The sequence below is a fragment of the Erwinia sp. S38 genome (assembly GCF_016624545.1).
Taxonomy (GTDB): Bacteria; Pseudomonadota; Gammaproteobacteria; order Enterobacterales; family Enterobacteriaceae; genus Erwinia; species Erwinia coffeiphila.
The window spans coordinates 191,132-203,733 of record NZ_JACVTS010000004.1; the positions used below are offsets into that span (position 1 = coordinate 191,132).

Here is a 12,602-nt window from a genome sequence, read left to right on the forward strand (position 1 = left end):
CATGTCCACGATGTTGATAACCCCCCGCCTGCCGCGACGCATTCCATTTGCTCTGCTGCTGTCCTTTATTTTTCTTGCCGTGCTGGCGCTGGCCGCCGCGTTCCCCGCCTGGCTGGCTCCGGGCGATCCGCTGCTGGCCGATCCGTTAAACGCCATGCAGCCGCCGTCCTGGCAGCACTGGTTGGGAACCGATCAGCTGGGTCGTGATCTGCTCAGCAGGGTGATTTACGGCAGCCGCTACTCCCTGCTGATTTCGGTGGCGGCTATCGGTCTGGCCGTGGTTGTCGGCACCGCGCTGGGCCTGCTGGCCGGGCTGGCGCGCGGCGTGGTGGATGAAGTGATTGGCCGCACGGTGGATGTGATCTCCGCTTTCCCCGACCTGCTGCTGGCGCTGATGCTGATCGCTTTCACCGGTCCCGGAACCACGAATCTAATTATCGCGCTGGGCGTGGCGTCTGTTCCCCGCTTTGCCCGTGTGGTGCGTGCGCAGACCTTTCTGATTGCCCGCTCCGGCTACGTTGAACAGGCACGTACATTCGGCCAGCCGTGGCCGGTGCTGGTGTGGCGGCACGTGCTGCCACACGCCATTGCTCAGGTTCCTGCGCTGGCAACCCTCGGTCTCGGTACGGCGATTATTGGTACGGCGGGATTAAGTTTCCTTGGTATGGGCCCACAGCCGCCGACGGCGGAATGGGGACTGATGCTGGCCGAGGGGCGTAACTATCTGCGTAACGCCTGGTGGACCGGCGTCTGGCCCGGTGTGGCGATAACCCTGACGGTGGTGGCGGTGAGTATCGTTGGCCGTCACTGGCAGGCTCGATTTGAAGGAAAACAGCGATGACCGCGATTGTCGATATTCAAAATCTCTCGATTCGTTTTGGCGCTCAGACGGTAGTTGACGGGCTTGACCTCAGCATTTACCCGGGTGAGTCGGTGGCGCTGGTTGGTGAGTCGGGGTCGGGTAAAACCGTTACCGCCCGTGCGCTGCTGGGGCTTCAGGCAAAAGGCGCATCGATCGAGGCCGATCGTTTCACGATTCAGGGGCAGCCCGCGCTGGCAAACCGCGAGCGCGACTGGCGGCAGGTGCGCGGCCGGGAGATTGGCTATGTTCTGCAGGATGCACTGGTCTCGCTGGATCCGCTGCGAACGGTGGGTCAACAGCTGGCCGACGCGCTGACGGCCAGCGGTCGGGTTTCCCCCCGCGATATTCCGGCTCGCAGCTTGCAGCTGCTGCATGAAGCGGGCATGGCCGATGCGCAACAGCGGCTGGCGGTCTACCCGCATCAGCTTTCCGGCGGGCTGCGCCAGCGTGTGCTGATCGCCTGCGCGCTGGCCGGGCAGCCCGCGCTGCTGATTGCCGATGAGCCGACCACCGCGCTGGATATGACGGTACAAAAACAGATCCTGACGCTGCTCCGGTGGCGGCGGGAAAACGGCCAGGCGCTGCTGCTGATTAGTCACGATCTGGCGGTGGTGGCCGAGTTGGCCGATCGCGTGCTGGTGATGCGTGACGGTAAGGTGGTGGAAAGCGGTGAAACCCGGCAGGTGTTAACCGCGCCACATCATCCGTGGACCCGCCGGCTGCTGCGTGCCATTCCAACGCCGCAGACGCGCGGCTTCCGACTCGCCAGTGAGCGCCCGCAGGCGCTGCCTCCCCGCCCGGTGGTCAGCGGTGAACCGCTGGTCAACGTCAGCAACGTACATAAATACTACGGCGATCGCCACGTGGTGAATAACGTCTCTTTCCAGCTGCGCGCCGGTGAAACGCTGGGCGTGGTGGGCGAATCCGGTTCGGGCAAAAGCTCGCTGGCGCGGCTGTTGCTCGGATTGAGTGAGCCGCAGCGCGGCAGCATTGATATTGCCGGTGAGCGCTGGAGCCAACAGCCGGAAACGCTGCGCCGCAGCCGCCGCGCAGGGCTTCAGCTGATCGCGCAGGACCCTCTCAGCTCCTTCGACCCGCGCTACAACGTTGAGCGGCTGATTGGCGAGAGTCTGGATACCGCCGGGATCGTCGGCACGGCGAGGCGTGAGCGGGTGCTACAGCTGCTGGATGAGGTCAGCCTCAGCCCTAAATTACTGCATCGCTATCCGCGTGAGCTGTCCGGCGGGCAGCGCCAGCGCGTGGCGATTGCCCGTGCCTTTGCGCCGAACCCTGCGCTACTGGTAGCCGATGAGCCGGTCAGCGCGCTGGATGTCTCGGTGCAGGCGCAGATCCTCGATCTGCTGGCCGATATGCAAACTGAACATCGTACCGCCCTGCTGTTTATTTCCCACGATCTTGGGGTGATTCACCATCTTGCCGACCGGGTGCTGGTGATGAAAGAGGGGCGGATTGTCGAAAGCGGGGATGTGGAGCAGGTGTTTAAGCACCCTGTTCATCCCTGGACGCAACAGCTACTTGATGCGCTGCCGGCGATGCCCGGCCGCGCTGCCTGAGATAAAGGAGCACTATCATGAGTCAGACCCAATCCCAGCTGCGTCTGGGTGCGATTATTCAGGGGCCTTCCGGCAATATGTCGGCATGGCGTCATCCTGATGCGCAGAGCGATGCCAGTATTAACGTTGAATTTGTGCAGAAGCTGGCAAAACAGGCGGAGCAGGCAAAATTCGATTTCCTGTTTGTCGCCGACGGGCTGTATATCAATGCCCAGTCAATTCCGCATTTTCTCAACCGTTTCGAACCGATCACCCTGCTTTCCGCACTGGCGCTGGTGACGAATAAAATCGGACTGGTTGCCACGTTATCCACCTCCTACAGCGAGCCGTTTACCGTGGCGCGACAGTTTGCCAGCCTCGATCAGCTGAGCGGCGGTCGGGTGGGCTGGAACGTGGTGACTTCACCGCTGGAAGGCTCGGCGAAGAACTTCTCCCGCGATCGTCATCCTGAACACGACGAGCGCTATCGCATTGCCAGCGAGTACCTGCAGGTGGCGAAGGGGCTGTGGGATTCATGGGAGGCCGATGCCTTTGTTCGCAACAAGCAGACGGGGGAATTCTTTGACGCCAGCAAACTGCACACCCTGAACCACAAGGGCCATTACTTCTCCGTGCAGGGGCCGCTTAACGTTGGGCGTTCGCCGCAGGGCCGTCCGGTGATCTTCCAGGCCGGGGCGTCGGATGCCGGTAAGGCTTTTGCCGCCGAAACGGCCGATGGCATCTACACCCGCCAGGAAACGCCGGAGCTGGCGCGGGCGTTCCGTGAAGACGTGCGCCGTCAGCTGGTGGCACGCGGCCGCAGCGCCGATGATATTCGCGTGTTCCAGGGGATCAGCGTGATTATCGGCGAGGATGAGGCGCAGGCAGAGGAACGCTACCAGCAAACCGCCCAGCTGGTGACGGTGGAAAAAGCGCTGGAGTATCTGGGGCGCTATTTCGAACACTACGATTTCAGCCAGCATCCTTTGGATGAACCGTTCCCGGATATTGGCGATCTCGGCCAGAACAGTTTCCGCAGCACCACCGACACCATCAAGCGCGATGCCCGCGAGCGTGGCCTGACCCTGCGTCAGACGGCGCTGGAGGCGGCAACGCCAAGGCCGGGATTCTTCGGCACGGCGGAACAGGTTGCCGACGGGCTGGAGCACTGGTTCCGTTCCGGTGCCGCGGACGGCTTTATCGTGCGCGGCGGTACACCGACCGCCTTTGATGATTTTGTTGAGCAGGTGATTCCGATCCTGCAGCAGCGCGGACTGTATCGCACCGAGTACGAGGGCAACACGCTGCGTGAAAACCTTGGGCTGAGCGAGCCGGAAAATCAGTTTGCTGTGCAGGAGCAGCAGGCGCTGAGCGCCTGATCTGACGCCTTCTTCCCCGTTGCCCGGCAGATCGCTTTCGCCGGGCAAGACGGGCAAGCATTCACACTAGAATACAGTCATCGTCTGTATCAAGGCTGCTGCCGACGTTATCCCACCGCGTCGGGTATCGACCGACGGCGCCTTTCGCTCCCGATCAATCCTCCTCCTCCTTCTGTCATTTGTTTAAATAGTGTCCATTTGACGCCTGTTGATTTGGCATCCTTTTCTCACGTGTTGCACTGATGTGATGCAATTGTCACCCGTGTTGCACTGCTGCATTTTCTGGCGGCTAAACGCCCGAAAATGCCCATCGCGAAAATAATCGATGTAACAACATGATTTTCATCAACAAAAAACAACCCCACAAAGATGGCATACATCGTGCTTTGTTAGCTTCATGTCAGTAATCAGTTCAATGACAGCGAACTAACACGGAAACACGATGAGCGCGAAGAACAAACTGTTCACCCTGATTGAAGCCGCCTGGAGTAGCCAGACGCCGAGCGAAAAACGCATCAGCTCCTGGCTGCTAAGCAACCGGGAACAGATCCCGTTTGAGACGGCTGACAGCATCGCCCAGGCCACCGGCACCAGCGGCATCACGGTGGGGCGGTATCTGCGCAAAATGGGATTCCGTAATCTGGAAGACGTAAAAAGCCAGCTGCGTGAAGCGCCAAGCCAGGTCTACAAACACTGGGGAGTGATCGACCGTCTGGACTCCTGGGAGCAGCAGCAGGCCCTGCCCGACCGGGTGAATCAGTCGCTGCATATGGAGCTGGAAGCCATTCGCTACGTCTATCAACTGGCGCAAACCGACACGTTTAGGGCGGTCAGCAAACAGATTGCCCAGGCGGATGCCGTGGTGATCCTGGGTATCCAGTCGACGCGAGGCATCGCCAATACCTTTTTCAGCCATCTGGAATATCTGCGGCCGCGCGTGAGCTATGCCGAAGGCAGTTCGGGTAGCTGGCTTGAATCACTTAACTCCGAATATGAAAAACCTTACGTGGTGCTGACCGATACCCGCGCCTACTCCACCGTGGCGCGGCAGTTTTGCCGGGTGGCCGCCGAGCGCGGCGTGGCCATGGCGCTGGTCACCGACATGTGGTGCCCCTGGGCGCGTGACTATCAGGCCGATGTGCTTCAGGTAAAAACCGATACCGGCAGCTTCTGGGACTCTCTCGCACCGGTGAGCTGCCTGTATAACCTTCTCCTTTCTGCCGTGGTGGAACAGCTTGGGCCAACACTGTCGGCTCGTCTGGCCCAGAACCGCCTGCTACAGCAGGAATTTGGTCAGTTTGAACGTTAAAAGCAGGGATTAAAGCATGATTCGCGAAACACAACTTATCGACATTGCTGAGCGCTTTCCTCAGCTGAAGTTCGATATGAAATATGCCACGGCCGACAACATCACCGGCCAGCAGATTTACAGCTCCGCGCTCTGTCTGCTGCACGTTGATGCGGTTAAGGCGCTGGAAAAGAGTATCGACATCGCCCGCCTGGCTGGCTTCACCCTGCTGGTGCTGGACGCCTATCGCCCGCAGAAAGCCCAGGAGCTGCTGTGGCGCGCCTGCCCCAACCAGGATTACGTGGTGCCGCTGAGCCAGGGATCGAACCACAGCCGGGGGACGGCAATTGACGTCACGCTGCTGGACGCCGATGGCCACGCGCTGGATATGGGCACCGGGTTTGATGAAATGGACGAATTATCCCATCCCTACCATCCCGCACTGGCGCAGGCTGCACAGCGTAACCGGCTGCTGCTTAACGCGGTGATGTTCGGCGGGGGCTTTACCGGTATTGCGACCGAATGGTGGCACTTTGAATTACCGCAGGCGTCGGTTTATCCGCTTATTGATGATGTTTTCTCCTGTATTTCACCCGCACCGATTGACGGAGTCTTACCATGAACAAGACATACACAGCATCAGGTTATTTTCGTCCACTTTTACTGGCGGCGCTGGTAGCCGTTTCAGCTAAGGCGATTTCAGCCGTTCCGAAGGATATGCTGGTGATTGGCAAAGCGGCCGATCCGCAAACGCTCGATCCGGCAGTGACCATTGATAATAACGACTGGACCGTAACCTACCCCGCCTATCAGCGTCTGGTGAAGTACAAAACGGAAAACGGTAAAGGTTCGACCGACGTGGAGGGCGATCTGGCCGCCAGCTGGAAAAGCTCCGATGACGGGAAGGTATGGACCTTTACGCTAAATAAGGGCGCTCAGTTCGCTGACGGCAGCGAGGTTACGGCTGAGGCGGTGAAGCTCTCCTTTGAACGACTGATGCGGATTAAACAGGGGCCGTCCGAAGCGTTCCCGGCGGATTTAAAAGTGGAAACGGTCGATCCGCAGACCGTTCGTTTTACCATGAAGGATCAGTTCGCTCCGTTCCTGTACACGCTGGCTAACGACGGCGCATCGATTATCAATCCGGCGGTGCTCAAGGCGAACGCGGGCGACGATGCGCGGGCATATCTGGCCGAACACACCGCCGGTTCCGGTGCCTATATGCTGCAGCGCTGGCAAAAAGGGCAGCAGCTGGTGCTGGTACCTAACCCACATTTCGCGGATGGCAAGCCAGCCTTTAAACGCGTCTCGGTCAAAATCATCAGTGAAAGCGCCGCGCGTCGTCTGCAACTGGAGAAAGGCGATGTGGATATTGCCGACTCTCTGCCGGTTGATCAGTTCGCAGCCCTGAAAAAACAGGGTGAGGTGGCGGTTTATGACTATCCGGCGCTGCGGGTCACCTATCTGTATCTGAACAATGCCAAAGCGCCGTTAAATCAGCCGGATCTGCGCCGCGCGGTGTCGTGGGCGACCGACTACAAAGGCATGGTTGACGGCATTCTGGGCGGCAACGGCAAGCAGATGCGCGGGCCGGTACCGGAAGGCATGTGGAGCTACGATGCCTCCGCCATGCAGTATTCGCTGGACTTAACCAAAGCGAAAGAGGCGTTTGGCAAGGTGGCGGATAAACCGAAAACGCTGTCGTTCCTTTATTCCGATAACGATCCGAACTGGGAGCCAATTGCCCTGTCAATGCAGGCCAATCTGCAGTCGCTGGGTATCAACGTGAAGCTGGAAAAACTGGCTAACGCCACCATGCGTGAACGCATTGGCAAAGGGGACTATGACATTGCCATTGGTAACTGGAGCCCGGATTTCGCCGACCCGTATATGTTTATGAACTACTGGTTTGAATCGAACAAAAAAGGGCTGCCCGGCAACCGTTCCTGGTACGCCAATCCGCAGGTGGATACGCTGCTGAAGCAGGCGGTGTCGACCTCTGACCAGGCGCAGCGCACCCAGTTCTATCAGGCCGCGCAAAAAGTGGTGATTGATGAAGCCGCCTACGTTTATTTATTCCAGAAGAACTACCAGGTGGCGATGAATAAAAACGTTAAGGGCTACGTCTTTAATCCGATGCTGGAACAGATCTTCAATATTTCCGAGATGAGTAAGTAAGTCGTTCATTCATCCTTATTCCGCAGGATCGGTTTCGATCCTGCTAAGGAAGCCATATGAGTTTCTGGAGTTTAATCCGGCAGCGAAGCTGGGGACTGCTGCTGGTTGTCGCCGGCGTTTGCGTGATTACGTTTATTATTTCGCATCTGATCCCCGGCGACCCGGCGCGACTGCTGGCCGGGGACCGGGCCAGCGATGAAATCGTGCAGCATATTCGCGAACAGCTGGGGTTGAACCTGCCGCTCTGGCAGCAGTTTATCCGCTATGTGGAACAGCTTTTACATGGCGATTTGGGGATGTCGATCCGCACCGGACGCCCGGTGCTGGAAGATTTGAAAACCTTCTTCCCGGCCACACTTGAGCTGGCGTTCTGTGCGCTGCTGATTGCTCTGGCGGTCGGCGTTCCGCTGGGCGTGCTCTCTGCGGTGTATAAAAACCGCTGGCTGGATCATCTGGTGCGCCTGCTGGCGCTGACGGGCATTTCCACACCGGCCTTCTGGCTCGGACTGGGCGTTATCGTGCTGTTTTACGGCAAGCTGAATCTGCTGCCTGGCGGCGGCAGGCTGGACGACTGGCTTGATCCTCCTGCTCACGTTACCGGCTTTTATCTGATTGACTCCCTGCTCAGCGGCGACATGGAGGCATTTGTTAATGCACTGACTCACCTGATCCTGCCCGCTACCACTCTGGCCTTTGTGCACCTGGGCATCGTGGCTCGCCAGATCCGCTCGGCGATGCTGGAACAGCTCAGCGAGGATTACGTGCGTACGGCATTAGCGAGCGGGTTGAGTAAATTCACTATCGTGGTGCGCTATGCCTTGCCTAACGCGCTGATCCCGTCGGTGACGGTGCTGGGGCTGGCGCTCGGCGATCTGCTGTACGGTGCCGTACTGACCGAGACGGTATTTGCCTGGCCGGGTATGGGTGCCTATGTCGTTTCTTCTATTCAGGCGCTGGATTTCCCGGCAGTGATGGGCTTTGCCATCGTGGTTTCCTTTGCTTACGTGCTGGTCAACCTGCTGGTCGACCTTCTTTATCTGTGGATTGACCCGAGAATGGGTCGTGGAGCGTAACCGATGATGTTAACTCAGGAACAGCCCGCAAGTGCCCGGGCTACGCCCCGCGCTTCGGCATGGAAACGCCGTCTGTGGATGATTCGTCAGAGTCCGTTAACGGTGGTGGGCGGCGCGATTATCGTGTTAATGCTGCTGTTGATGATTTTTGCGCCATGGCTGGTCCCGCAGGACCCGAATGCCATTAATCTGGCCGAACGCCTGCTGCCGCCCGGGGCCGGACACTGGTTCGGCACTGATGAGGTAGGCCGCGATCTGTTCAGCCGGGTGCTGATCGGCAGCCAGCAGTCCGTTGCCGCCGGTCTGGCTGTCGTTCTGGTGGCGGGAATCAGCGGGTCGCTGCTCGGCTGCCTGTCCGGTGTACTCGGCGGCCACAGCGATGCCTTTATTATGCGCCTGATGGACATCATGCTGTCGATTCCGTCGCTGGTGCTGACCATGGCGCTGGCCGCCGCGCTCGGCCCGAGCCTGTTCAACGCTATGCTGGCGATTGCTATTGTGCGCATTCCGTTCTATGTGCGGCTGGCCCGCGGCCAGACGCTGATTGTTAAGCAGCATACCTTTGTTGAGGCTTCCCGTACTTTTGGCGCTTCGCGCTGGCATTTGATCAGCTGGCATATTCTGCGCAATGCGCTGCCTCCGCTTGTGGTGCAGGCTTCCCTTGATGTGGGCAGCGCAATTCTGATGGCGGCTACGCTGGGCTTTATCGGCCTGGGTGCCCAGCAGCCGACCGCAGAATGGGGCGCAATGGTCGCTATCGGCCGCAACTATGTACTCGACCAATGGTGGTACTGCACCTTCCCGGGTGCGGCCATTTTGATTACCGCCGTCGGATTTAACCTGTTTGGCGACGGCATTCAGGATTTACTCGACCCGAAAGCCGGAGGACGTAACTGATGCAGGACAGAATTCTGACCATTGAAAATCTTCGCCTCAGTTTTCCGGTGTACCAGGGGGAAGTGAGCGTACTGAACAACGTATCGATGCATATCAACCGGGGAGAAATTGTCGGCGTGGTCGGTGAGTCCGGCTCCGGCAAGTCCGTTACCGCCATGCTGTCCATGCAGCTGATACCCCGGCATACCTATCGGGTGAACAGCGGCAGGCTGGAAGTGGCTGGAAAAGACGTGCTCAGCGCCAGCGAAGCGGAGATGCGGCAAATGCGCGGCAACAGGGTGGCGATGATTTTTCAGGAGCCGATGACCGCGCTGAATCCGACCCGCCGCATTGGCAAACAGATGGTGGATGTGCTGCGTCAGCATCGGCCACTGTCGGTCAGCCAGGCCCGCGAGCGTGCAGAAGCGCTGCTGAAAGATATGCAGATTGCTGACCCGCATAATGTGATGCAGCGCTATCCGTTTGAACTGTCCGGCGGGATGCGCCAGCGGGTGATGATCGCGCTGGCCTTCTCCTGCGAACCGGACCTGCTGATTGCCGATGAGCCGACAACGGCGCTGGATGTGACGGTGCAGCGCCAGGTGCTGAGGCTATTGAAAGAAAAAGCCGCCGCCACCGGCACCGCCGTGCTGTTTATCAGCCACGATATGGCGGTGGTCTCTCAGGTTTGCGACCGGATTTATGTGATGTATGCCGGTTCGGTCATCGAAAGCGGCAGAACGGCAAGCGTTCTGACCCAGCCGTCGCATCCCTACTCTGCCGGGCTGCTGGAATGCTCACCGGACAGCGCCGAACCCCGCGCGGAACTGGCCTCGATTCCCGGCACCGTGCCTAATCTGGCCAGCCTTCCGACGGGCTGCGCCTTCCGCGAGCGCTGTTTTGCAGCAGGTGACGCCTGCGGTAAAGCACCGTTACTGCGTACTGCTGGCAGTGTCGACCGGCAGGTGGCCTGCTGGTATCCGCAAAAGGAGGCGGTAAATGTCTGAATCCCTGCTCGAACTGAATGACGTCCACGTTAATTTCCCGGCCAGAACTAACTGGCGGGGGAAAGTCACCGAGCGCGTTCATGCGCTTAATGGTCTGGATATGGTGGTCCATCGCGGCGAAACGCTGGGCATCGTCGGCGAATCCGGCTGCGGAAAAAGTACTCTGGCGAAGCTGCTGATGGGCATGCTGAAACCGACTTCGGGGAAACTGGAGCTGGCCCGATCGCCAAATTCGTGGCTGGGCCGAGGTATGCAGATGGTCTTCCAGGACCCGCTCTCCTCCCTCGATCCGCGACTGCCGGTGTGGCGAATTATTACTGAACCGGTGTGGATACAATCACGTAGCGATGAAAAGGCCCGCCGTCAGCTTGCGGAGTCGCTGGCCGCGAAGGTCGGTATTCGGCCGGAGTATCTTGACCGCCCGCCCCACGCCTTTTCCGGCGGCCAGCGGCAGCGCATCGCCATTGCCCGCGCGCTTTCCGGGCAGCCGGACATTATGGTGCTGGATGAACCCACTTCCGCGCTCGATATTTCCGTGCAGGCGCAGATCCTTAATCTGCTGGTTTCATTACAACAGCAGCAAAACCTCACCTACGTACTGATTTCCCATAACGTGTCGGTGGTGCGGCATATGAGCGACCGCGTGGCGGTGATGTATCTGGGGCAAATCGTCGAGATTGGCGAAACGCGGCAGGTGCTGGATGCGCCGCAGCATCCGTATACGCGACTGCTGATGGAGTCGGTGCCGCGCATCGGTGCTCCGCTGGATGGCGCTCCGAGCAATACGGAACTGCCGGTAAATCGTCAGCTACCTGCGGGCTGTTATTTCCGCGAGCGCTGCCCTTATGCGACAGCCCGGTGCAGTGAAATGCAGCCGCTGCGAAAGTTGGCTAACGGTCATTCCGTCAGGTGCTGGCAGGCGGGGGAGTCAACATCGTTGCAGTAAATCCAATCGTTTTCCCCGGGGAATGTCGCCCGGGGAGGGCGTAGTGCACCTCGTCACACTTCCCGTGTCCAACGTTCAGCGAGGTTAAAAGAGCGTCATATTGATCAAAATAGTTACAACATACAAAATGCGCATCAAATCAATCAACAAGCCTATGTAACCATAAAGCCGCAATTAAGACCGGCAAAACATGCAACAGCTCAGCAGAAATTAAAGGGCTGAAACTGGCGCAGTTCCTTAAGCGCCAGCTGGTTACGACTCAACATGGCACCGCTGCCGGTGAATCCATTCCGCCACACCTGGCAACACTCCTGGGGAATAGGCTTTCTGTCCGAGCATCAAAAAAGCCCCCTGCTTCCACCAGGGCCACTGCGACGTCAGCTGATAATCGAACAGCGCACTCCGCAGCAATCCATGAGTCGCCCCGCTCACCTGCCGCAGGCATTGCGTCGTTTTTACCGGCAGCGATTCTTTCCACCGTTCGACGGACTCATCGGAATCAACATTTCGGTCCGCTTCACCCATCAAAAGCAGAACTGGCGTGGTCATCTGGCGTATATCCTCACGGGCATCCGCCAGCGCATTCCGTCGCTCAAAATCCTGCCGGTTACAGTGAGAAAGGCAGGGACGCTCCACTGCCTGGCGTGAATACTGTTTATCGAAAGCTTCTGTTTCATCGGCCAGCGCTTTTACTATTCCACCGTCAGACACGCCTTCCGACAGCAGCCTTTGCCGCATAAAATAAAAGCCCTGGCTGCGCCAGTTAATCGCGGCCCCAATCAGCACGGCAAAATCCGCGCGGCTCTGACGACTGGCGCGCGGAACAACCCAGCCAGCCTGGGAAAATCCCAGAAAACCCACGGGACTATTTTGCAATTCGGGAAGCGCTTTCAACTTTTCCAGCGCCCGCGTGGCTTCATCGGCACGATCGGCCATGGTTTGCGCCAGCCAGTTACCACTGCTGCTACCTACGCCAGGTTTATCCCAGGAGAAAACCGCGATCCCCTGCGAGAGCAGATAATTCACCAGCGGCAGATAGCCCCCGGCCGACCAGCGATCCTGCGCACCATCCCCATGAACCAGCAGAACCACCGGCGGTGAAGATATGCCATCCGGCAACAGCAGCGTTCCTTCCAGTCGGTCTGCGCCCTGGTTGAAAACAACATGGCGCTGCCGGGCAGAATCGGGCAGTTCAAATGCCTGAAGCCTGCTCAGTACCGCTATTATCATCACCATTAGCAATGCGATGAACGGGAGAACAATTCTCAACATCCATTTTCCGCGAGACATATCATCCTTTCACATCCGTGCCGACCGGATACTTTTCAAGTCATTCCGTAGCCAGCGATGAGCTTCCCGACTGCGGGTTTCGTAATAAACTGGATATAACACTAGCAGGATCGTTCACGATCCTCAAAATGCAGGGTCAGTGCCAGTATC

General features: G+C 58.7%; 11 protein-coding genes. 10 read left to right on the forward strand and 1 reads right to left on the reverse strand.

Translation table 11 applies throughout. The annotated features are described in order from the left end of the window. The first annotated feature begins 1 nt into the window (after position 1). The 10 genes from IBT46_RS06690 to IBT46_RS06735 all read left to right on the forward strand — a co-directional run bounded on the left by IBT46_RS06690 (position 2) and on the right by IBT46_RS06735 (position 11,162). Positions 2-841 (forward strand): ABC transporter permease, encoded by an 840-nt coding sequence (locus IBT46_RS06690; protein ID WP_234471666.1) that lies wholly within the window; start codon positions 2-4, stop codon positions 839-841. Further along, the gene (locus IBT46_RS06695; RefSeq protein ID WP_200544969.1) at positions 838-2,436 is read left to right on the forward strand and encodes an ABC transporter ATP-binding protein; all 1,599 of its coding nucleotides are present in this window, start codon (positions 838-840) and stop codon (positions 2,434-2,436) included. The genes IBT46_RS06690 and IBT46_RS06695 overlap by 4 nt, the downstream gene beginning before the upstream one ends. 17 nt (positions 2,437-2,453) lie before the next feature. Beyond that, positions 2,454-3,794: an LLM class flavin-dependent oxidoreductase gene (locus IBT46_RS06700; protein ID WP_200544970.1), complete on the forward strand. Its 1,341-nt coding sequence runs from the start codon at positions 2,454-2,456 to the stop codon at positions 3,792-3,794. 442 nt (positions 3,795-4,236) lie between these two features. Further along, on the forward strand, positions 4,237-5,103 hold the full coding sequence (locus tag IBT46_RS06705) for a MurR/RpiR family transcriptional regulator (protein ID WP_200544971.1): 867 nt from the start codon (positions 4,237-4,239) through the stop codon (positions 5,101-5,103). Positions 5,104-5,119: 16 nt separating this feature from the next. Next, a complete protein-coding gene (gene ddpX, locus IBT46_RS06710; protein ID WP_200544972.1) occupies positions 5,120-5,704 on the forward strand; it encodes a D-alanyl-D-alanine dipeptidase in 585 nt (194 codons plus the stop codon). Continuing rightward, the gene (locus IBT46_RS06715; RefSeq protein ID WP_200544973.1) at positions 5,701-7,260 is read left to right on the forward strand and encodes an ABC transporter substrate-binding protein; all 1,560 of its coding nucleotides are present in this window, start codon (positions 5,701-5,703) and stop codon (positions 7,258-7,260) included. Before ddpX ends, IBT46_RS06715 begins: the two co-directional genes overlap by 4 nt. Before the next feature lie 56 nt (positions 7,261-7,316). After that, positions 7,317-8,333, forward strand: coding sequence for an ABC transporter permease (locus IBT46_RS06720; RefSeq protein WP_200544974.1), 1,017 nt, complete (start codon positions 7,317-7,319; stop codon positions 8,331-8,333). A 3-nt stretch (positions 8,334-8,336) separates the two neighbouring features. Further along, positions 8,337-9,230 carry a D,D-dipeptide ABC transporter permease gene (gene ddpC, locus IBT46_RS06725; RefSeq protein ID WP_200544975.1) on the forward strand — a complete coding sequence of 298 codons (894 nt, stop codon included), beginning with the start codon at positions 8,337-8,339 and terminating at the stop codon, positions 9,228-9,230. Then, positions 9,230-10,216: an ABC transporter ATP-binding protein gene (locus IBT46_RS06730; protein WP_200544976.1), complete on the forward strand. Its 987-nt coding sequence runs from the start codon at positions 9,230-9,232 to the stop codon at positions 10,214-10,216. Before ddpC ends, IBT46_RS06730 begins: the two co-directional genes overlap by 1 nt. Continuing rightward, the gene (locus IBT46_RS06735; protein WP_200544977.1) at positions 10,209-11,162 is read left to right on the forward strand and encodes an oligopeptide/dipeptide ABC transporter ATP-binding protein; all 954 of its coding nucleotides are present in this window, start codon (positions 10,209-10,211) and stop codon (positions 11,160-11,162) included. The genes IBT46_RS06730 and IBT46_RS06735 overlap by 8 nt, the downstream gene beginning before the upstream one ends. 252 nt (positions 11,163-11,414) lie before the next feature. Here the strand turns inward: IBT46_RS06735 and IBT46_RS06740 are convergent, their stop codons facing one another. Further along, positions 11,415-12,434 carry a S9 family peptidase gene (locus IBT46_RS06740; RefSeq protein ID WP_200544978.1) on the reverse strand — a complete coding sequence of 340 codons (1,020 nt, stop codon included), beginning with the start codon at positions 12,432-12,434 and terminating at the stop codon, positions 11,415-11,417. Positions 12,435-12,602 lie beyond the last annotated feature (168 nt).